This is a genomic window from Planomonospora parontospora, from assembly GCA_014647935.1.
GTDB lineage: Bacteria > Actinomycetota > Actinomycetes > Streptosporangiales > Streptosporangiaceae > Planomonospora > Planomonospora parontospora.
Genome location: BMQD01000001.1, coordinates 667,184 through 688,502, shown reverse-complemented (window position 1 = coordinate 688,502; position 21,319 = coordinate 667,184). Strand labels below are relative to the sequence as shown.

17 protein-coding genes and 1 pseudogene are annotated in these 21,319 nt (G+C 74.2%); 10 read left to right on the top strand and 8 right to left on the bottom strand.

Annotation, left to right across the window (positions count from 1 at the left end; genetic code table 11):
* Positions 1–469 (top strand): sensor histidine kinase (locus IEZ07_RS03115; RefSeq protein WP_191893343.1); only part of this gene is annotated, 469 nt, incomplete at its 5' end.
* Between the two features lie 226 nt (positions 470–695).
* A complete protein-coding gene (locus tag IEZ07_RS03110) occupies positions 696–1,811 on the top strand; it encodes a DUF5925 domain-containing protein (RefSeq protein ID WP_239321039.1) in 1,116 nt (371 codons plus the stop codon).
* Positions 1,812–2,013: 202 nt separating this feature from the next.
* On the opposite strand, the gene IEZ07_RS03105 is transcribed toward IEZ07_RS03110, so the two are convergent.
* The 6 genes from IEZ07_RS03105 to IEZ07_RS03080 all read right to left on the bottom strand — a co-directional run bounded on the left by IEZ07_RS03105 (position 2,014) and on the right by IEZ07_RS03080 (position 7,221).
* The gene (locus tag IEZ07_RS03105) at positions 2,014–2,499 is read right to left on the bottom strand and encodes an ATP-binding protein (protein WP_191893342.1); all 486 of its coding nucleotides are present in this window, start codon (positions 2,497–2,499) and stop codon (positions 2,014–2,016) included.
* Positions 2,500–2,664: 165 nt separating this feature from the next.
* A complete protein-coding gene (locus tag IEZ07_RS03100; protein WP_191893341.1) occupies positions 2,665–3,477 on the bottom strand; it encodes a DUF1206 domain-containing protein in 813 nt (270 codons plus the stop codon).
* Between the two features lie 204 nt (positions 3,478–3,681).
* Entirely contained in the window at positions 3,682–4,620 is a 939-nt protein-coding gene (locus tag IEZ07_RS03095) for a Ppx/GppA family phosphatase (RefSeq protein WP_191893340.1), read from the bottom strand.
* Positions 4,621–4,635: 15 nt separating this feature from the next.
* On the bottom strand, positions 4,636–5,400 hold the full coding sequence (locus IEZ07_RS03090) for a class I SAM-dependent methyltransferase (RefSeq protein WP_191893339.1): 765 nt from the start codon (positions 5,398–5,400) through the stop codon (positions 4,636–4,638).
* 87 nt (positions 5,401–5,487) lie between these two features.
* Positions 5,488–6,738: a serine hydrolase domain-containing protein gene (locus tag IEZ07_RS03085; protein ID WP_204054716.1), complete on the bottom strand. Its 1,251-nt coding sequence runs from the start codon at positions 6,736–6,738 to the stop codon at positions 5,488–5,490.
* 120 nt (positions 6,739–6,858) lie between these two features.
* On the bottom strand, positions 6,859–7,221 hold the full coding sequence (locus IEZ07_RS03080; RefSeq protein ID WP_191893337.1) for a winged helix-turn-helix transcriptional regulator: 363 nt from the start codon (positions 7,219–7,221) through the stop codon (positions 6,859–6,861).
* Positions 7,222–7,338: 117 nt separating this feature from the next.
* On the opposite strand from IEZ07_RS03080, the gene IEZ07_RS03075 reads away from it, so the two are divergent.
* Positions 7,339–8,298 (top strand): NADP-dependent oxidoreductase, encoded by a 960-nt coding sequence (locus tag IEZ07_RS03075; RefSeq protein ID WP_307729005.1) that lies wholly within the window; start codon positions 7,339–7,341, stop codon positions 8,296–8,298.
* A gap of 321 nt (positions 8,299–8,619) precedes the next feature.
* Positions 8,620–9,255, top strand: coding sequence for a CHAP domain-containing protein (locus IEZ07_RS03070; RefSeq protein ID WP_191893336.1), 636 nt, complete (start codon positions 8,620–8,622; stop codon positions 9,253–9,255).
* Positions 9,256–9,354: 99 nt separating this feature from the next.
* On the opposite strand, the gene IEZ07_RS03065 is transcribed toward IEZ07_RS03070, so the two are convergent.
* Positions 9,355–11,034: a beta-ketoacyl reductase gene (locus IEZ07_RS03065; protein WP_191893335.1), complete on the bottom strand. Its 1,680-nt coding sequence runs from the start codon at positions 11,032–11,034 to the stop codon at positions 9,355–9,357.
* Positions 11,035–11,281: 247 nt separating this feature from the next.
* Positions 11,282–14,794: pseudogene (locus IEZ07_RS03060) on the bottom strand (type I polyketide synthase); the annotation flags it as partial.
* Positions 14,795–15,703: 909 nt separating this feature from the next.
* On the opposite strand from IEZ07_RS03060, the gene IEZ07_RS03055 reads away from it, so the two are divergent.
* Genes IEZ07_RS03055 through IEZ07_RS03030 form a run of 6 tightly spaced genes read left to right on the top strand, consistent with a single transcriptional unit; the run spans position 15,704 to position 21,043 of the window.
* The gene (locus IEZ07_RS03055) at positions 15,704–17,209 is read left to right on the top strand and encodes an ATP-binding protein (RefSeq protein ID WP_191893334.1); all 1,506 of its coding nucleotides are present in this window, start codon (positions 15,704–15,706) and stop codon (positions 17,207–17,209) included.
* Entirely contained in the window at positions 17,206–17,640 is a 435-nt protein-coding gene (locus IEZ07_RS03050) for a roadblock/LC7 domain-containing protein (RefSeq protein ID WP_191893333.1), read from the top strand. The genes IEZ07_RS03055 and IEZ07_RS03050 overlap by 4 nt, the downstream gene beginning before the upstream one ends.
* A gap of 29 nt (positions 17,641–17,669) precedes the next feature.
* Complete coding sequence (locus tag IEZ07_RS03045) at positions 17,670–17,996, top strand: DUF742 domain-containing protein (protein ID WP_204054714.1); 327 nt, start codon at positions 17,670–17,672, stop codon at positions 17,994–17,996.
* Positions 17,977–18,573, top strand: a complete 597-nt coding sequence (locus IEZ07_RS03040; RefSeq protein ID WP_068894023.1) for a GTP-binding protein — start codon at positions 17,977–17,979, stop codon at positions 18,571–18,573. The genes IEZ07_RS03045 and IEZ07_RS03040 overlap by 20 nt, the downstream gene beginning before the upstream one ends.
* The gene (locus IEZ07_RS03035) at positions 18,570–19,799 is read left to right on the top strand and encodes a cytochrome P450 family protein (RefSeq protein ID WP_191893331.1); all 1,230 of its coding nucleotides are present in this window, start codon (positions 18,570–18,572) and stop codon (positions 19,797–19,799) included. Before IEZ07_RS03040 ends, IEZ07_RS03035 begins: the two co-directional genes overlap by 4 nt.
* Entirely contained in the window at positions 19,796–21,043 is a 1,248-nt protein-coding gene (locus IEZ07_RS03030) for a cytochrome P450 family protein (RefSeq protein WP_191893330.1), read from the top strand. Before IEZ07_RS03035 ends, IEZ07_RS03030 begins: the two co-directional genes overlap by 4 nt.
* Positions 21,044–21,319: the final 276 nt, after the last annotated feature.

Sequence of the window (21,319 nt, the reverse complement as noted above, 5' to 3'; positions counted from 1 at the left end):
CCTGCTGTCCAACGCGGTCAAGTACACCCCCGAGCACGGGACCGTCACCGTCACCGCCGGCTGCGACGCCGCCCCCGTCCCCGACGGCCCCCGCCACGGCGCTCCCGGCCACAACGGCCGCCGGAGCCGGAAGCACGGCGGCGGAGAGGCCTCGCCCCAGGAGGCGGGGATCTGCCGGAGCGGAACGGTCACGGTGACGGTGGCCGACACCGGCATCGGCGTCCCGGCCGAGGAGTACCCCCGCCTGTTCGACCGGTTCTTCCGCGCCTCCACCGCCGTCGAGTCCGGGATCACGGGCACCGGCCTGGGCCTGGCCGTCACCAAGGCCGTCGTCGAGGCGCACGGCGGCACCATCGCCGCCGCCCCCGGCGAGGGCGGCGGCACCGTCTTCACCGTCCGCCTGCCCACCGCAGGACCGGCCTCCCGGGACCGGCTCGGAAGCGCGCCGGTCCGGTCCGACCGGGCGTGACGGCTCTGATCCGATCAGGCGTGACGGCTCTGATCCGCACGGCGCCGCGGACGGTCCCCGGCCGTACGCGGTCGACGAGCAGTGGACGGCCCGTCGCGGGAGCAGCGGACACGGCGGAGCGGACCGCTGCACGCCCCTGCGCGGGCCCTCGTGTGATGCCCCTCAGGACGGGCGGAAACCGGAAAACCCATCGACCTCCGCGGTCACAGGCGGGATCATTACCGGCATGTCCGTGTTGAAGGAGGTCCGTTTCGCCCCGGAGCAGCAGCAGGCGGAGCTGCCCATGAACATCTGGCTCGACGACGGCGACACCGCGGTGGACGTCATCGACGCGCTCGCGCTCTCTCCGTTCGCCACGGGGACGCAGCCCTGGGCCCGCACCGCGACCCTGGAGCGCGTGCGTTCCGACGCGCCGCTCATGCCCGCCGGAGGGACCCTCATCCGCGCCGCCGGAGAGGAGGACGGCCGGGACTCGCGGCTGGTGACCGGTGAGGGCTGGACGCTGCGGGTGATCCGCTACAAGAGCCGCTCGGCCACGGTCAGCGTGACCGCGGTCAGCGAGGAGCTCGCCCGCTCGGTGATCGAGGAGGCCGTCAGGGACGCCACCGAGCCCGCCCCCGAGGACGACCACGTCAAGATGGGCTTCTGGTGGCAGAGCGAGCACGGCAGCCGCCGCTCCGGCAAGCCGATCACCACCTCGCCGTGGGCGGAGGTGAGCGGCAACTACGCGCGGTCGCTGCACGAGCCGATCTCCCGGCTGATGTCCCTCACCCCCGGCGAGGTGCACGGCCGCCTCCTCCTGCTGCACGGCCCGCCCGGCACCGGCAAGACCACCCTGCTGCGCACGCTCGCCCACGAGTGGCGGTCGTGGTGCCAGGTGGACTGCGTGCTCGATCCGGAGCGGCTGTTCGGCTCGCCCGGCTATCTGATGGAGGTCGCGGTCGGCTCGGACTCCGCGCAGGACGGCGAGAAGTGGCGCCTCCTGGTCCTGGAGGACTGCGACGAGCTGATCAGGAACGGCGCCAAGGAGGCCACGGGGCAGGGCCTGTCCCGGCTGCTCAACCTCACCGACGGTCTCCTCGGCCAGGGCCGCGACGTGCTGGTGGCCATCACCACCAACGAGGACCTGGCCCGCCTTCATCCGGCCGTGGTCCGTCCGGGCCGCTGCCTGGCCCAGCTGGAGGTGGGCGCGCTGCCGCACGACGAGGCGGCGGCCTGGCTCGGCACCGCCGAGGACGTCTCCCCCGAGGGGGCCACCCTCGCCGAGCTGTTCGCGCTGCGGGACGGCTTCGCACAGCGGACCGCGGCCGCCCCGGCCGTCTCCACCGGCCTCTACCTCTGACCCCGCCGGCCGTCTTCCGGCTCGTCCCGGGCGGATCCCGTCTCGGGCGGCCGGGAGGCCGCCGACCTCCGCCGCCGGCCGTACCCGGGCCAGGGCCGTCCGGGGGCCGCGCCGTACCAGGCCAGGGCCGCCCGGAGGCCAACCGGACCGGGACTCCGGACGGGGGCCGCGCCGGGCCGGGACCTTCCAGGACGGCCGGTGCTCACCTGACGCCGGCCAGGCGGGGTCTGGGCAGCTCGGCCGGCTCCAGTTCGAGCTCGAACCAGACCTTGTTCGATCCCGCCCGGCGGACCAGGCCCCACCGGTGGGCCAGCGCCTCCAGCAGTGGGAGGCCCCGGCCCCCGGTCGCCTCGGCCGAGGCGTGGCAGACGCAGGGCGCCGAGGAGGAGCCCTCGTCCTGGACGCTCACCCGCACTCCGCGGGCCGAGCAGGAGATCCCGAGGACGAACGCCCCGCCCCTGCCGGATCGGGAGTGGACCACCGCGTTCGTGACGATCTCGCTGGTCAGCAGCACGCAGTCGTCGTGCAGGGGGTGGCCCCTGCCCAGCGTCGCGGAGACCAGGCGCCGGGCCCGCATCACCTGTTCGGGGGAGCCCGCCAGGCGGAGGACCCACTCGCCGCAGACCCCTCCGCCCGGCTCTCCGCCGAGCTCACCGCCGAGCTCTCCGTCGTACTCCGACAGGTCCATACAGCCCTCCCGATGCTGTCCGCGACTCTGGGAAGACGCGGGGCTCGGAAGGTGCGATGTCCCGGAAAAGTAGGAATGGGATGGCTTACCGGACAGTCAGCTCGGACTTGCTCCGCGGGCCTTCTCCTGCGTGCCCGCCTCCGCCGCCACAGGCGCTTCCTCCCGTCACACCCGGTGCCAGCGCGCCTCGAAGAAGCAGTAGACCGCGAACAGGAGCAGCCCGACCGCGACGAGTCCCAGCAGCCACGGGCCCACCGGGGTCTCGGCCAGCGAGCGGAGCGTCGAGTCGATCCCCTTCGCCTTGTCGGGGTCGTAGGTCACCGCCGCCTGGACGACGAAGACGCCGGCCACCGCGGCGATCACGCCCCGGGCGAGGTAACCGGCCGTGCCGAGCTTCTCGGCCAGGTCCCTGGCCCTGGCCGGCATCTCACCGGTCCGCAGGTCCTGCAGGAACTTCTTCTTCCAGCCCTTGTGGATCCAGTAGGCGCCCAGCGCGATCAGGCCCAGCCCGGCCAGGCCGACGAGGAACTGCCCGCCGGGCCACTCCATCACCTGCGCGGTGAGGTCCTTGGAGTGCTTGTCGGTGGAGCCGCCCGAGTCGCCGCGCAGCAGCAGGCTCAGCAGCGTGGCCACGACGAGCGCGTAGACCGCCGTGCGCCCGGCCGACTCGGCCCGGTCCTTGGTCCGCCCCCGGCCGATCACCGCCTCCGAGAGCTGCCAGAGCGTCAGTGCGGCGAAGCCGACCACCATGAGCCAGAGCAGCACGTTCCCGAAGGGCTGCTCCCGGACCATCTCGATCGCCCCGGTCTTGTCGGCCTCCTTGCCACCGCTGCCGCCGCCGAAGGCGATCTGCAGCGCCAGGAACCCGATCAATCCGTAGAGGACGCCGCGACAGGCCATGCCGAGACGGGCCAGCCTGTCCAGCGTCTGACTGTTCGCCGCTCTGCGCGCGGCGCCTTCCACCTGTGCGCTGTTCATAACCATGCGCTCTTACCTCACAAAGAGGACGCAAACCTTCCCGCGACCAGGTGTGGAAGGGCTTCCCCCGGGGCAGCCGCGCCCGGCGCCGGGGAAGACGGGGAACGGAACCGCGCAGGACGGGCCCTGTGGCGAGGGCGGCTCCGGGCGGGACGATCCCTGCGGCAGCGCGGTCCGCTGCGGCGGAGCGGTCCCGGTGGCGTCTCAGCCGGGCAGCGCGTCCAGGCGCCGCAGGATGACCCCCTCGCGCAGCGCCCAGGGGCACACCTCCAGCTCCGCCACGCCGAACAGGTCCATCGCGGCGTCCGCGACGATCGCCCCCGCCGGCAGCTGCCGCACCCGCCCGGCCGACACCCCGGGAAGCCCTGTCCGCTCCCGGGCGTCCATCGCGGCGAGCCGGCCGGTCCACCCGGTCAGGTCCGCGTGCCGGAGCGACCTGCGGCCGTTCTCCCCGTCGGCCGAGGGCGCGGCCCCGGCGATGCGCGCCAGCTGCTTGAACGTCTTGGACGTCGCCACGGCGTGGTCGGCCTGGCCGTACCGGGCGACGTCGCCCACCGAACGGGCGATCTCCGCCCGGACGTACCGGCGCAGCGCCCGCACCTCCTCGGCGGGCGGCGGGTCGGCGGTGAACCAGTCGCGGGTCAGCCGGCCCGCGCCCAGCGGCAGCGAGACCGCCACGTCCGGCTGCTCGTCGAGCCCCGAGGCGATCTCCAGCGACCCTCCGCCGATGTCCAGCACCAGCAGCCGTCCCGAGGACCAGCCGAACCACCGCCGCACGGCCAGGAACGTCAGCCGGGCCTCGTCCTGCCCCGAGAGCACCTGGATGTCCACCTGCGTGGCGGCCTTGATCCGCTCCAGCACGTCGTCTCCGTTGACGGCCTCCCTGACCGCCGACGTGGCGAAGGCCATGAGGTCCTCGACGCCCTTGTCCTCGGCGATCCGCAGGGCCTCCTCGACGAACCCGTGCAGCCGCGCCGCGCCGGTCTCGGAGAGCCGGTCGCCTCCCTCGGTGCGCTCGACGTGCTCGGAGAGCCTCAGCTCCACCTTGTGGGAGTAGGCCGGCAGCGGACGGGCCCCCCGATGGGCGTCCATCACCAGCAGGTGGACCGTATTGGAACCGACATCGAGAACACCCAGTCGCATGGGTTGAAATTACTACTATTCCGGACTCGCCCCATCCGGAATCCGGCGGTGCACGCTCACCGCGTAGCCCCCGCCGTCGTAGGGGTCGCCGTCCCACGTCGCCATACGCCGCTCCAGGACCAGCCCCGCCGCCTCGCACCAGGCGTCGTACTCCGCCAGCCCCACGGTGGCCGAGGCCAGCGGGAGGTGCGCGGCGTCCAGCCCGAACCCGGCCGCCAGCAGGCCGCCCGGCCGCAGCAGGGCGGCGAGCCGCCGTACGGCCCGCGCCTCGGTTCCCGGCGCCAGCAGCGGGATCACGTTCCCGGCGGCGACCACGAGGTCGAAGGGCCTTCCCGGACCTGCGGCGTCCGGGGCACCCGCGCCCGGCGCGGACGCGTGCGAACCGGCGGTGTCCCGGCCGGGAGCATCCGGACCGGAGACGTCCGGACCGGGAGCGCACGGACCGGAGACGTCCGGACCGAACGCGTCCGGGTCGAGCGCGCTCAGGTCTCCCCTCACCCAGGTCAGCCCGGGCGCCCGGCTCCGCGCCACCGCGAGCATGGACTCGTCCAGATCGACGCCCGCGCACGCGTAGCCCAGCTCCGCCAGCCGGATCGCCACCCGCCCGGTGCCGCACCCGGCGTCCAGCACCCGCGACCCCGGCGGCGCGAGCGCCGCGCACAACCGCGCCTCCCCGTGCACGTCCGCCCCGGAGGCGGCGAGCTCGGCGAACCGCGCCGCGTACCGCTCCCCCGCGTCCTCGCCCGCGATCTCCGTCCAGCGGCTTCTCGCTTCTTCCATCCGTTCAGGATCCCACCCGCCCGAGGCCGGTGGGCGGGCTCCGCCGCCCCACCGGTGCCGCGGGACGCCCGCGGGAGTGCCGGGCCGTCACGGTGTGGCCGTGCCCCCGTCCACACCGATCGGCGGAAGCGGCCGCGCCGCCTTGGTCGCCGCCCCCGCGCCGGGCCCGCACGCCGCCTCCAGCAGGTGGTCCCCGATCGCGAAGTCGATGGCGTGCGCGACCGGGCTGCCGTTCTCATCGAGCCGCTGGTAGTTCCTCAGGTTGATGCCGAAGGCGAACCGGCGGCCGCCGCCGGCATCGGAGAACGCGAAGGTCTGCATGCCGGGGACGCTCCCGTCGTGCCCCCAGAACCTGCCGCACGGCAGGTCGAGGGGGTAGATCCCGAGACCGTAGTCGATCACGGCGCCCGAGAGCGACCGGATGGGCACCGTCTTCTGCATCTCGGCGAGCAGAGCCGCGTCGAGCAGTTCGCCGCGCAGCAGCAGCCGGAAGAAGCGGTTGAGGTCCTCCATCGTCGAGACGACCGCGGCCGAGGTCCAGCCCCAGGACATGTCGTAGACGCTGTAGTCCCTGGGCGGGTCGAAGAACCCGAAGAGCGCCTCGTACGCCTTGGAGCTCGGCCCGGGCAGGTACGGCGTACGCGGGAAGAACGTGTGCCGCAGCCCGGCCCTCCGGAAGACGTGGTCGGTGATGTACCGCTCGGCGCTCATGCCCGTCACCTTCTCCAGCAGCAGGCCGGCGATGACGAAGTTCGTGTTCGAGTACGCCCCGGGTGTCGCCCCCGGCTGCCCGGTCGCGGGGGCGCCGAGCCCCGCCCGCGCCAGCTCCTCCGGCGGGAAGGCGCGGAAGCGGTTGGCGTCCAGGCTCTCGACCGTCGGGAAGAGCACCCCGGTGTGGTTGGCGATGTGGCTGGTGTGGTCGAGCAGCATGCGCACGGTGATCCGCTGCCCGCGCTCACCCGGGATCAGATCCGGCAGATAGCGGCCGACGGGGGCATCGAGCTCGATCGTGCCCTTGCCGACCTGCTGCAACACGGCCACCGCGACGAACGACTTGGTGATGCTCCCGGCCCGGTGCGCCATGTCTGGACGCATCGGGCGGCGGGTCTCGACGTCGGCGACGCCCGCGGCGCCCTTCCAGTTCCGGCGGCCGTCCACGACGCTCGACTGGATGCCGTACATGCCGGCCTCGTGCACGGCGTCCAGCGTCCGGCGCAGCCGCTGCCGGTCGAGGCCGCCGTCCGCCGCGGCGGCCGCGGGGCCCGCCGCGAGCAGCGCGGCGGCCAGGATCGCGGCTCCCGACCGTGAGGCGAACGTACCGAATCGACGAATGGTCATGGCGCCCAGCATGCGTCCTCCGCTTCACGCACCGGCTTGCTCCGCGGTGCGACTGCCGTGGACACGCGGTAAGGCGGACTTACCCGACGGCGGCCCTCGCGCCCTGCTCGCGCGGGCGGGTCAGACCCGGTGGATGTCGTCCAGGTTGCGCTCGACCCAGCCGCGCAGCGCGGCCAGCGGTTCGGCGACGCCGAAGCCCAGGTCGGTCAGTTCGTACTCCACGTGCAGCGGGACGGCCGGGTAGACCGTGCGGTCCACGAACCCGGACTCCTCCAGCCGGCGCAGGGTCTGGGTGAGGACCTTGGGGCTGACGCCCTCCAGCCGTCGCTGCAGCTCGCCGAAGCGCTGCGGCCCCTCCTCCAGCGCGCCGATCACCAGCGCCGTCCACTTGCTCGCCAGCAGATCGAGCACGCCGCGGCAGGGACACTGGGCGGCGTAGACGTCGTGCTTGTCGTGACGGCCCGTGGCGCACGCCATGGACATGGCCGGCCCTCCCTCTCGCTGTATGCTTCCCAAAGGGAAGTAGAAGCCCTTGATGGTTACTAGGGTCTTCAGGATAGCGTCGCCGGCGTCGCAATCCCCTTCCGCGAGGAGAAGAACATGGCGCTCATGCGCGCTGTCAGCCAGGACGCCTTCGGCGGTCCCGAGGTCCTGCGCACCGTGGACCTGCCGCGGCCCGAACCGCTGCCCACCGAGGTCCTGGTGCGCGTGGTGTCCGCGGGGCTCAACCCGGTCGACGTCAAGACCCGCGAGGGCGGGGGCATGGCCGGGGTGCTGGGCGAACCCCCCTTCGTCCTCGGCTGGGACGTCTCCGGGGTCGTGGAGGAGGTCGGGTTCGGGGTGCACAACCTGCGGCCGGGGGACGAGGTGTACGGCATGCCGTGGTTCCCCCGCCAGGCCGGCGCCTTCGCCGAGTACGTGACCGCCCCCTCCCGGCAGTTCGCCCGCAAGCCCCGCTCGGTGAGCCACGACGAGGCCGCCGCCGTGCCGCTGGCCGCGCTGACCGCGTGGCAGGCCCTGGTGGACGCCGCCGGGATCCGGCCGGGCCGGCGCGTGCTCGTGCACGCGGCGGCGGGCGGCGTCGGGCACTTCGCGGTCCAGTTCGCCAAGCACCTCGGCGCGCACGTGATCGGCACCGCCCGCTCCGGCAAGCACGAGTGGCTGCGCGGGCTCGGCGCCGACGAGCTCGTCGACTACACCTCCGCCCGGTTCGAGGAGACCGTCAAGGACGTCGACGTGGTCGTCGACCTGGTCGGTGACGGACACGACGCCACCAGCACGCGTTCCCTGGACGTCCTGGTCCCCGGCGGCCTGCTCCTCGCGGTGCCCTCCGGCGTCTCCCCCGAGCTGGCCCGGCGGGCGGAGGAGCGCGGCCTGCGGGCGAGCGCGTTCCTCGTCGAGCCCGACGGCGCCGCGCTGGCCCGCATCGCGGAGCTGATCGACGACGGCCGGGTCCGGGTCGAGGTGGAGGAGGTCTTCCCGCTGGAGCGGGCGGGCGAGGCGCACAAGCGCCTCGCCGAGGGCCGGACCCGGGGCAAGCTGGTGCTCCGCGTCGGCTGACGGCCACCGCGGAGGGGGGCCGCCCGCTCAGGAGGGGACGCGGGAGGGGGCGCCCGGTCCGCCCGGCCCCCGGGAGGCCGGGAAGACCGGGAAGACCGGGAGGCCGGGAAGGCCGGGAGGCCGGGAAGGCCGGGAGGCCGGAAAGAGCGGGTGAGCCTTTCCGTCGCGGGCAACCGTACGACACCTTTTCCGCTCCGCTCCCGCTACGTCGCGCGGGCCCAATGGAGGAAGGCGGCCGGTTCCCGGCCGCGCCGGCCCGGCGGCCGAGCCTCGCAGCCGGGCCGGGACCGTCCCGCCCGCGACGAACGGACTCCCTCCTCCATGATCTCCCTCGCCCGGTTCACCACCCGTACCCGTGTCGTGGCCGCCGTCCTGGGTACGAGCCTCGCCGGCGGGGTGGCCCTGGCCGCGGGCGCCCTGGCGACCGGCCCGGCCCCCTCCGCCACCGCCGCGAAGGCGCCCGGCGTGACCGCGCAGGACCTGCTGAGGATCGCCGAGGGCCAGATCGGCGTGGAGGAGAACGACCGGGGCGGCGGCACCAAGTTCCACAGGTGGTACATGGAGTCCCAGCGCGCACGGGAGACCGTCGAGCGCGACGGCGGGAACGTCAGGGCCTACGCCAACGCCCCCTGGTGCGCGATGTTCGTCTCCTGGGTCGGCGAGCAGGCCGGGATCCGGCCCACCGTCGGCTGGGACGCCTACACCGTCACCTACGCCCAGTGGTTCGAGGCCAACGACCGCTGGGGCGGGAAGGCCACCCCGGGCGCGGTCGTCTTCTTCGACTGGAAGCGGGGCGACAGCCTGTACGGCATCGACCACGTCGGCCTGGTCGAGGAGGACAACGGCGACGGCACGATCACCACGATCGAGGGCAACACCGGCAACGGCAAGGTCGAGCGGCGCGTTCGCCCCAAGGCCGAGGTCGTCGGCTACGGCTACCCGCAGTACGTGGCCTGACCCGGCGGAGCGCACCCGGGGGTCGCCGTGCTCCCCGGCCCGGCGGACACCTTCGCGGCGCCCGGCGGGCCGGGCCCGGCCGTCGGGGGCGCGGGAGGTTCAGCCCCGGCCCTCGCCGGAGGCGTCCGGGTCCCCGATCCGGGCGAGGAGCAGCGCGCCGAGGTCGGCGATCGACCGGCGCTGCAGCAGGACCGCGACCGGCAGGCTCACCTCCAGGTCGAGCGCGACGCGGTTGCGCAGCTGGACCGCCATCAGGGAGTCGAAGCCCAGCCGGTGCAGGCGCTGGGCCCCGTCGACCTTCCCCCTGGGGAGCTGGACGACCGCGGCGACCTGCGCGCACAGGTAGTCGACCACGAGCCGGCCGGCCTCCTCCGGCGCGCACCCGGCGAGCGCCTCCCGGGTGAGGGCGGGCGCCGCCGTCCCGTCCGCCGGGCCCTCCTGCACGAGCTCCCGCAGCAGGGAGGCCGAGCGCAGGGCCGGGAAGTAGTGCGTCCACCGGGCGGGGTCGAAGGACATGACGCCCGCCTGGACCGGCGGGTCGGCGAGCAGGCGCCCGAGGATCGCCAGCGCGTCCTCGGGCGCGAACCCGCCGAAGCCGCGCTCGGCCAGGCGCAGGTCCTTGTCCGCCTTGGCGACCTGCCCGGTGGCGGCCCACTGACCCCAGTTGACGCTGAGGGCCGGCAGCCCCCGCGCCCGCCGGTGCTGCGCGAGGCCGTCGAGGTAGGCGTTGGCCGTGGAGTAGTTGCCCTGGCCCGGCGAGCCGATCAGCGAGGCCGCCGAGGAGTAGAGCAGGAAGAAGTCCAGCGGCAGGTCGCGGGTGAGCTCGTGCAGGTACCACGCCCCGGCGACCTTGGGCGGCATCGGCGCGAAGAACCTGGCGCGGTCGAGCTGGGCCAGCGTCCCGTCGTCGAGGACGACCGCGGAGTCGACCACGCCGCGCAGGGGCGGCATCCGCCGGGCGATCCCGTCCAGGAGCCCGGCCAGGTCCTCGCGGCGGGTGATGTCGGCCGCGGCCTCGAACACCTCCACCCCGGCGGTGGTCAGCGCGGCGATCCGGTCCCGTGCCTCGGCGGGGGCGCCGCTCCGGCCCACCAGGACGAGGTGGCGGGCACCGTGCGCGGCGAGCCACTCGGCGGTGAGCAGCCCCACCCCGCCGAACCCGCCGGCGATCAGGTAGGTCGCGCCGGAGCTCACCGGGACCGGCTGCGCGGCCGGGAGCGGCCGGTGCCGGAGGCGGGCGGCCCGGCGGCTCCCGGTCCGCAGCACGAGCTCGGTCTCCTGCCCACCGGTCAGGATCTCGTCGCGCAGGGCGCGGAGCACGGCCTCGCCCGGGGCGGCGGGCAGGTCGACCAGGGAGCAGCGCAGCTCCGGGTGCTCGTAGGGGACCACCCGGCCGAGCCCCCAGACGGCCGTCTGGCCGGGGTCGACGTCCTCGGTCCCCTCCAGCGCCTGCGCGGCGGAGGTGACCAGCCAGAGCCGGGGCGCGGGCTGCGCGCCGTCGGCGGCGAGCGTCTTGACCAGGTTCAGCACGCCGAAGCAGCCGTCCACGGCCTCGGCCCCGGCCACCGCGCCGGCCGCCTGGACGGCCGCCTGGACGGCCGCCGTTCCGGTGGTCCCGGCGGTCCCGGGGGCGGACAGGTGGACGACGGCCCGGGGCGGCCAGGCCCCGGCCTCGGTCTGCTCCTTGACCAGCCTCCTCCAGTCGTCCTCCGAGCCGGGGTCCAGCACGCGGTTTCCGGCGTCGATCCACCGGTAGCCGTCGCCCGGCCGGACCAGCACCGCCCGCCCGCCCGCCGTGCTCGGCGAGCAGGGCGCACAGCCGCTCTCCCGCCGGGGAGCCGCCTACGACCAGCCAGTCTCCCGGCCCGCCGCCCGCCTCCGGCGCGGGGGCCGCCAGTGCCTCCAGCTCCTGCCAGTGCGTGCCGTACAGCAACCTGCGCGCCTTCCGCTCGACGACCTCCGGCAGGTCGGACGCCAGCCTCCTGAGCTGGAACCCGGTCACGGAGACGAGCGGGCGGCCCGCGTCGTCGGTGACCAGGACGTCGCCCTCGACCAGGTCCCGCTCCCCCTCCGGTGAGGTGCGCACCGCACGGGAGAACAGGCGGCGGCCCGCCTCCGGCCGGGCGTGGAACCGGCACACCCCGGTGCGCACCGGCAGGTAGGTGTCCTGCTCTGCGCCGGCGGTGTCGAGCAGCGTCATCAGCGGCTGGAGCGCCGAGTCCAGCAGCGCCGGGTGCAGCAGATAGCGCTCCGATCCCGCGGCGACGCCCTCGTGCACGGTCAGCTCCGCGAGCACGGCCCCGTCGCCCCGGTGGAGCGCCGCGACGCCCTGGAAGGCCCCGGACTGCTCGATGCCGCGGCGCCGCGAGGCGGCGTAGTGCCCGGCCACGTCGGGCCGCCCGGGGTAGGCGGACAGGTCGGAGACGTCGATGCCCTCCGGCCCGCCCTCGTCCGCCGCGAGGGGGCGGAGCAACGCGGTGGCGGCCCGCGCCCATTCGTCCGGCGCTCCGGCGGGGGCCGGCTCGGCGGTGTAGAGCGTCCAGCGGCGGTTCCCGTCCCCGTCCGCCCCGTCCAGGGCGGCCTGGACGCGCTGGGGCGTTCCGGGGGTCAGGAACAGGGCACGCTCCATCGTCAGCTCCTCCACCTGGAAGGGCCCGCCCGCATACGCCTCCAGGCCGCAGGCCAGCGCCAGCTCGTGGTAGGCCGCGCCGGGCAGGACCGGCATCTCGTGCACCCGGTGGTCGAGGAGGTACGGCAGGCGGTCGAGGTCGAGGTCGAAATCCCACACGAGCCGGTCGCCGGGGGCCAGGCGCAGCGCCTCACCGGCGATCGGGTGGCCGGCGCCGTACGCGGGGGCCGTCCGGCCCTTCTCCGTCCGGCCCGGCGTCCTCCAGTACCGCTCGTGCTGCCAGGGGTAGGCGGGCAGTTCGACCCGGGCCCGCCCGGCCTGCGCGCCGCGGTGCGAGCCGTACGGCTGCATCCGGCCGAAGTCCACCGCGCGGCCGGCGGCGTACAGCTCCGCCACCGCCTCGCGCACGGCGGCCGGGCCGGGCGTCTCGCGGGTCAGGGCGGTGACGGCCGTCCCGGCGGCGCCGGTGTGGCGCAGGTTCTGCTGGACCGCGCGGGCCAGCAGGGGGTTGGGGCTGAACTCGACGAAGGTGTCGAACCCGGCCTCGGCCAGGCCCTGCACGGCGCCGGCGAACAGCACGGGCAGGCGCAGGTTGTCGGCCCAGTACTGCGCGCCCATCTCCGCGCCCCGCTGGAAGCGCCCGGTGACCGTGGACCACATCGGCACGGTGCCGTCCTGCGGGCGCAGCGGCGCCAGGAGTTCCAGCAGCGGCCCGCGCAGCGGGTCCATCTGCGGGCTGTGCGAGGCGATGTCCACCTGCACCCGCCGCCCGAAGACGCCCTCGGCCTCCAGGTCGCGCAGGACGGCGTCGATCGCCTCCGGGTCCCCGGCGAGCACGCACGAGGCCGGGGCGTTGTGCACCGCCAGCGCCAACCGGCCGCCGCCGGCCGCCGCCAGTTCCCCGGCGCGTCCGGCCGTCAGCTCGACGGCGGCCATCGCCCCGCGCCCGCTGGTCGTGCGGATGATCCGGCTGCGGCCGCAGATGATCCGCGCCGCGTCGTCGAGGCTCAGGATCCCCGCGACGTGCGCTGCGGCGACCTCGCCCATCGAGTGCCCGACCACCGCGTCGGGCTCGAACCCCCAGGAGCGCCAGAGGCGGGCGAGCGCCACCTGGACCGCGAAGATCACCGGCTGGGCGACGTCGATCCGCGCGAGCCGCGACTCCTCCGGGCCCGCGGTGAGCTCACCGGTCAGCGACCAGTCGGCGTAGGGGCGCATGGCCCGCTCGCACTCGGCGACCGCCGCGGCGAAGACCGGTTCGGCGGCGAGCAGGTCGCGGCCCATCCCGGCCCACTGCGCCCCCTGGCCGGGGAAGACCCACGCGGTCCGGTGCCCCCGCTCGGACTCCTCGGCCTCTCCGCTGCAGGTCCCGTCGGGCCGGTCGCCCCGCGCGAAGGCGTCCAGCCGCGCGGCGGCCTCCTCGCGGGTGCCCGCGACCACCGCGAGCCGGAAGTCGTGGTGGCTGCGCCGTACGCCCGCGGCGGCGGCCACCCGGTGCAGCGGCGCCTCCGCCGAGACGAGCAGGTCCCGGTAGCGTCCCGCGAGCTCGGCCAGCGCCTTCGGGGTGCGCGCGGAGACCGGCAGCAGCACCGGCCGGTCGCCGCGACCGGAGGTCTCTCCAGGCTCCCCGTCCGCGTCCTCCGGCCGCGGGGCGGGCGGCTCCTCCACCACGATGTGCACGTTGGTCCCGGTGATGCCGAAGCTGCTCACCCCCGCCCGCCGGGGGCCGTCCTGCTCCGGCCACGCCTGGTCCCGGTCGCAGACCCGCACGGCCGTCCGGTCCCACGGGATCGCGGGGCTGGGGGTGGAGAAGTTGAGGCTCGCGGGCAGCCGGCCGTACTTGACGCAGAGCACGGCCTTGATCAGGCCGGTGACGCCGGCCGCGCCCTCGGTGTGGCCGAGGTTGGTCTTCACCGAGCCCACCAGGAGCGGCCGGTCGGCCGGACGGCCGCGGCCGAGGACCGCGTCCAGCGCGGCGATCTCGACGGGGTCGCCCGCGCTGGTCCCGGTCCCGTGGGCCTCCACGTAGGCGACGCTGAGCGGGTCCACCCCGGCGTCGCGGTAGGCCGCCTCCAGCCCCGCCGCCTGGCCGGCGGCCTGCGGCGCCATGAAGCTCTCGCCGTGCCCGTCGTTGCTCGCGGCGCCGCCGCGGATCAGCGCGTGGATGCGGTCGCCGTCGGCCAGTGCCCGGGAGAGGGTCTTCAGCACGACGATGCCCACGCCCTCGCTGCGGACGTAGCCGTCGGCGCGGGCGTCGAAGGTCTTGCACTGCCCGTCGGGGGCCATCATCGACCCCTGGGAGAACCCGATCGCGTGGTCGGGGGTGAGGATGGCGTTCACTCCCCCGGCGAAGGCCAGGTCGCACGAGCCGGCGCGCAGCGACTCCACGGCCAGCTTGACGGCGACCAGGGAGGAGGAGCAGGCCGCGTCGAGCGCCACGCTCATGCCCGTCAGGTTCAGCGCGTAGGAGATGCGGCCGGCGTTGCCGCCGCGAGTGCTGCCCGCGACCGTGTGCACGTCCAGTTCGTCGACGACCCCGGACTGCCGGTCCCAGTAGTCGCTGGTGATCACTCCCATGAACACCGACCCGGTCAGGCCGGGCATCTGCTCCAGGGTCAGACCGGCGTCCTCGAACGCCTCCCAGGCCGTCTCCATCGCCAGGCGGTGCTGCGGGTCCATGGCGGCGGCCTCGCGCGGCGAGATGCCGAAGAACTCCGCGTCGAACTCGTCGATGCCCGTGACGAACCCGCCGTAGCGGGACGACAGCTTGCCGGGCGTTCCGGGCGCGGGGTGGAAGACCTCCTCGACCGGGAAGCGGTCGGCGGGGATCTCGGAGATCGCGTTCTCCCCCCGGCGGAGCAGGTCCCACAGCTCTCGCGGCGAGCGGGCGCCGGGCAGCCGGCAGGCCATGCCGACCACGGCGATCGGCTCGGAGCCGGAGCGGCCGTCATCGAACGAGTTCATCTGATCCCCTTGTATATCTTTCGTTCCTTCTTGCGTCTTCTGTCACGTTGCCAGCCCGGCATTGCGGGAGACTTGGGGACGATTGCGGACGACTTGGGATCCGGAGGCAGCGGACTTGGAACCGCCGGGTGGGGCCCCGCACCTCCACCCGGCGGGTGCGTCGTCTCCTTCGGGCCCGTCGTCCCGCGGATCCCCGGAAGCACCGTTCCCTCTCCGGTGTTTCCCGTCCCGGAAGTCGCCCGCACCACGGGGGTTTCCCGGGGAAAAGCAGCCGTCGATTCAGCGAGAAGCGGGGCTGAACACGGCGGTGGACGCGTCCGAACCCATCCACCGCCATTCAGCGCATCCGACGGCCAAAACGGACCCCGGCACACCCTGGAAAAGTGAATATTTCTCGCATGGCGCCGGAGGAACACCTCGCCGGCATCCGCCCGGGTGGCCGTGAATCCCTTCTCCACTCGCCTGACCAGGCATTCATTCACACAGTGGTGAAACAATCACACAGGGGTGACGCAATCACACACTGAGCGGCCGCGGTCGGACCATGCGCAAAACCGGCGCCCGCCCCGCAACCGCACATGACGCGCCGCCGTCGGCGCACACGGAATGGCACTCCGAGCAAGAGCGCATAAGGCCGGTCGAGACATATGACAAGCGGTGGAGAATCACATGACAGCGTGCTAGCGTTTATCGTCGATTCCATTATCGAGTCGCGTTCGGAATTGACAAGGCCACTGGTCGAATCGGTTCGGGGGCATCCGCAGTCGCGCGTCGCCCCGCGACCGGGGATTCGGCCCCGCCCTCCGGCAGGCCCCGACTCCGGCACGTGCCCTGCCCCCCAGCTCAAGGACTCTCATGATCGAACACGTCGTGGCGGAGGTGCTGCTGAGCGGCGGGCTGGCCGCCGCCTGCGGGGCCCTGGCCGTGCGGACCCGGGGCAGGAACGCCGCCGTCCGGGCGCGGCACGCCGCCGAGGACGAGGTGGTCAAGGCCAGGATCGAGGCGGCACGGGACCTGGAGAAGGCGCAGCTGCTCTTCGCGCAGGACACCGAGGAGCTGCGCCGGCAGATCACCGTCAACGCCGAGTGGTACCAGACCGCGCTGGAGGAGACCCGGCACCTGGTGGGGCAGCGGCTCCCGGCGCTGCTGGACGCCGAGACCCGGTCCGGCTCGGACGTGGTCGTTCCCGGCCTCCTGCACCCCCTGCTGAAGGGCACCTCGTTCGAGGAGCTCCACCAGGCGGTCGAGGACCTGGTGCGCGAGGCGCTGCAGAGCGCCCGGGCCGGCGTCGGCCGGGCGGCCCGCGCCGGTGTCCGCGGCATGGCCGACGAGGCGCAGGCCTTCCTGACCCGGCTGCAGATCAAGATCGACGAGGAGCTGGACAGGCATCCGGCCGCGAGCGCCTACCACCAGAGCCTCATCGACATCGACCACGTCGCGACCCGGAGCCTGCACACGGTCCAGCGCCTGCGCATCCTGACCGGTTCGTGGCCGGGGACGCAGCGGGCCGACTGCACCTTCCGCGAGATCGTGGAGAGCGCCCGCGGCCGCATCGGCCCCTACGACCGCGTCGACCACACCTACCTGCCGGAGGTCGGCGAGCTGTTCGTCGAGGGCCGGGTGGTCGAGCCGATCGTCGTCGCCCTGACCGAGCTGCTGGCCAACGCGACCGACTACTCCAGCGACCCGGTGAGCGTCTACGTGCAGCGGGTGCAGGCCGGCTACCGCATCGTGGTGGAGGACACCGGCCTGGGCATGAACCACTTCCAGCGGACCGCCGCCGAGCGGCTGCTCTCGCACCGCGCGGTCTTCGACGTCACCACCCTGGAGGACGAGCGCAAGCTCGGGTTCGCCGTCATCGGGCGGCTCACCCGCGACTACGGGTTCCGCGTCGACGTGAGCGCCCCCTCGGCCGGTGGCGGCGTCAAGGCCGTGCTCGTGGTGCCCGACGGCCTCATGAGCCGGTCCGCCGCGCAGGCCGGGACCCGGCCCGCCTCCCGGGAGGCCCCCGCCGTACCGCCCGCCGGGGGCTCCGACGCTCCCGCCCTGCCCGGCGGCGCGCCCCCGGACCCTCCCGCCGCCGAGGCCGCCTCCGGGCAGACCGGGCCGGTGGCCGCCGAGCTCACCGAACCCACCGGCCCCGCCGAGGCGGCCGCACCGCTCACGACCGCGCTGGGGCTGCCCAAGCGGCAGCCCAGAGACCCCGGGGCGACGCCCCGGCCCTCGCTCCCGAGCCAGGAGGCCCTCACCGACAGCGGCGATCCCGCCGCACTGGCCGAGGGCTTCGAGCAGATGCGCCGTGCGCTCAGCGAAGGCTACGGCGACAGCGACACCGACCCTGGAGGACGTTCCCGGACATGAGCGACCAGCACACCGCCGACTCCACCGACATGGCCTGGGTCCTGAACAGGCTGACCGAGGAGCCCGGCGTCGTCAACGCCCTGCTGTTCAGCACCGACGGGCTGGTGCTGGCCGCCTCCGACGGCCTGGCCAGGGACGACGCCGACCGCGCGGCGGCCGCCCTGTGCGGGGTCAAGTCGCTGCAGGGGGACTTCACCGCGTTCTGCGGCCTGCCCGACCGCGGAGCCCCGCTGCCCATGCGGCACGTGGTCAGCGACCTGAAGGACTTCACCGTCCTGCTGTTCGCCGCCGGCGAGCGCACCGGCCTCGGCGTGGCGGTACGCGGCGGCTCGATGAGCCAGGAGGTCGCGCTCGCCATCACCGCCACCCTGAAGATGATCGCCGGGCTGCGCCCGGTGCTGGCGGCCCGCGAGCGAAGCGGCGGCGCATGAGCCCGCGCGGGCACCGGAGGAACGGCGTGGTGCGCTCCTACACCGCCACCGGCGGCCGCGCCACCCCGTCGCGGACCAGCCTGGACGAGGCCACCCTGCTCATCGCCGACGCCAAGCCGCCGCTGGCGGGCCTGCAGGCGCAGGCCCGCCGGGTGATGGAGCTGTGCCTGCCCGGGGTGCTGTCGGTCTCGGAGGTGGCGCACCACCTCCGGCTTCCCGGCGCGGTCACCAAGGTGATCGTCTCCGGTCTGGTGGACAGCGGGCACCTGGTCGCCCGCGCGCCCTTCACCGCCACCGCCGACCAGCACGACGAGGACTTCCTGAGAAGGGTTCTGCATGGACTCCAGCAGCTCTGACCGCCGCTACGTCCCGGACCGGGCCCGTTCGGTGAAGGTGCTCGTCCTCGGCCCGTTCGCGGTCGGCAAGACCACCTTCGTGGGGACCGTCTCGGAGATCCGGCCGATGCGCACCGAGGAGCGGATGACCCGCGCGGGGGAACTCGTCGACGACCTCGGCGGCCTGCGGGGCAAGGTCACCACCACCGTCGCCATGGACTTCGGCCGGGTCACCCTGGCCGACGACATCGTGCTCTACCTCTTCGGGGCCCCCGGCCAGCCGCGCTTCCACCGCATGGTCCACTCGCTGATGGAAGGCGCCCTGGGCGGACTGGTCCTGGTCGACACGCGGCGGATCGACGAGAGCTTCGACTCGATCGACCTGCTGGAGTCCGCCCGCCTGCCGTACACCGTCGCCGTCAACCACTTCGACGGCGCACCCCGCTACGACGACGCCGCCCTGCGCGACGCGCTCACCATGGCCGACGACAGGCCTCTGGTGTGGCTGGACGCCCGCACGCGCGACTCGGCCAAGCAGGGGCTGATCTCCCTCGTCACCGACATCCTCAGCCGTCCCCGCCCGGAGCCCGCCCGATGACCCAGCACCCGGCCCCCATCCCCCAGCTGTTCGGCGAGGACTTCGCCGCCCGGCCGCAGGACGCCTACGCCGCCCTGCGCGCGCACGGCCCCGTCGCGTGGGCCGAGATCGCCCCCGCCGTGTACGCGCTGGTCGTCACCAGCCACCGCGCCGCGGTCACGCTGCTCAACGACACCGCCACCTACAGCAAGGACAGCCGCTCCTGGGCCGCGCTGCACAGCGGGCAGGTCCCGCCCGACAGCCCGGTCCTGGCGATCATGGCCTACCGGCCGAACCTGCTCTACGCCGACGGCCGGGAGCACGAACGGCTCCGGGGAGCGATCGAGGACTGCGCGGCCCGCATCGACCTGCACGAACTCAGGGAGAGCACCCAGCGCCACTCGCTCGGGCTCATCTCCCGCTTCGCCCCGGCCGGCCGGGCCGACCTGATGACCGAGTTCGCCGACACGATACCGCTGCTGGTCTTCACCGACATCCTCGGCTGTCCCGCCCCGATGGTCGGCCGCATGGTCGCCGGCTCCCAGGGCCTGATCAGCGCCGGCCCGGAGGCGATGCAGGCCGCGGCCGACTTCGCCCGGTGCCTGGCCGAGCTCATCGAGATGAAGAAGACCACGCCGGGGCGGGACTTCACCTCCTGGATGCTCGCCCACCCCGCCGGGCTCGCCCCCGAGGAGATCCTCCAGCAGCTGTTCTGCTTCGTCGGCGCCGGCGTCATCCCCACGGCCGCCTGGATCGCCTCCGGCCTGCGGCTGCTGTTGGAGGACGACGCCTACGCCGGCGACCTGACCGGCGGCGCGGTCACCGTACGCCGCGCCATGGAGCAGGTGCTGTGGACCCGCTCGCCGATGGCCAACTTCGCCGTGCACTTCGCCCGGCGCGCCACGATGCTGCACGGCGTCCCCATCCCGCCCGGCGTGCCCATCCTCATCAGTCACGCCGCCACCGGCACCGACCCGCAGCTGCCGCCGGGTCTCGGCCACGACAACCGCTCCCACCTGGCCTGGTCGGCCGGTCCGCACCGCTGCCCGGCCGACAGCCATGCCGCCGTCATCGCCCAGACCGCCATCGAGACGCTCCTCGACCGGCTCTGGGACCTGGAGCTCACCGACGCCGGCGTCCCCAACCGGCACGGTCCCTTCCACCAGTGCCCCGCCGCCCTGGGCGTTCGTTTCCGTCCGCAACCGGCCGACGCCCTCACCGCCTCACCCCCCGGAGGTTCCACATGACCACCAGCACCGGTACCCCCGCCGGCACCCCGGCCGTGCTCGACACGACCGGCCGGCTCCTGTACGAGCAGGCCGAACACCTGCGCGCCGGCGGGCCCGCCGTACGCGTCGAGATGCCCGGCGGCCTCGTCGCCTGGTCCGTCAGCAGGGGCGACGTCGCCAAGCGGCTCCTGGTCCACCCGCACGTCTCCAAGGACGCGCGGGCGAGCTGGCCCGGCTACCGGCCCGGGGCCCACCCCTGGCTGACCGCCTGGGTCGACGTGGTCAGCATGTTCACCTCGGACGGCGCCGACCACAAGCGGCTCAAGGACCTGGTCGCCCGGGCGTTCACGGCCCGCCGGATCGACGCCATGCGCCCCGCCGTCGAAACGATCGTCACCGGTCTGCTCGACGCCCTGGAGAAGCTGCGGACCGACGCGCCGGACCGGCCGGTCGACCTGCGCACCGCCTTCTCCTACCCGGTGCCCACCCGGGTGATCTGCGACCTGTTCGGCGTCCCGGACGACCAGCGCCCCGGCATGCTCCGGGTCATCGACGCCATCCTGGACACCAGCGCCTCCCCCGAGCAGGCCGGCCGTACCCGCGACGATCTGTTCGCCGCCATGCACGCCCTCATCACGGCCAAGCGCGCCGCTCCCGGCGACGACATGACCAGCCTCCTGCTCGCGGCGCAGCAGGAGGACGGCGACCGGCTCAGCGAGGCCGAACTGGTCAGCACCCTGATCCTGATGATCGGAGCGGGGTCGGAGACCGCGGTCGCGCTGATCGACCACGCGGTCGTCGAGCTGCTCTCCCATCCCGGCCAGCTGGCCGTCGCGCTCGGCGACCCGGACCGCTGGGACGACGTCGTCGAGGAGACGCTCCGCAAGCATCCGCCGATCATGCACCTGCCCCTGAGGTACGCCACCGCCGACATCGACCTCGGCGAAGGCGTCACCCTGCGCGCGGGCGATCTGGTCCTGATCGCGTTCGGCGCGCACGGCCGCGACCCGGAGGCCAACCCCGAACCGGACCGGTTCGACATCGACCGGACCGACCGCCAGCACCTGGCGTTCGGCTACGGCATCCACTACTGCCTGGGCGCTCCGCTGGCCCGGCTGGAAGCCCGCGTCGCCCTGCCCGCCCTGTTCGAGCGCTTCCCCTGCCTGCGCCTGGCGGGTGAGCGCACGTCACTGTCTCCGCAGCCGTCCTTCATCGGCAACGACTACCGGGAGCTCCCCGTCCTGCTGGGACCGGTCGGCTGATCCGTCGACTGATCCATCGCGCCGGGCGGGCCCGCCCGGCGCGATGCTGTACGAAGACGACGGGACTCCTGGCGGAACGGCGACCCGACACCACCCGGACCGACAGGGGTTCCCTCGCGCTCGACGAGCATATGACATGCCGGTGGCCGGGCGCAGGCGAATGCCGGACCCGCCGGCGCCGTCGCCGACGGCCCTCCCCGTTCGGGCCGGCTCCCGGAGCCGCCGCCCCGTCGCGCGCCTGGACTCTCCCTCCGTGGGAGGCCTCATGCTGCTCCC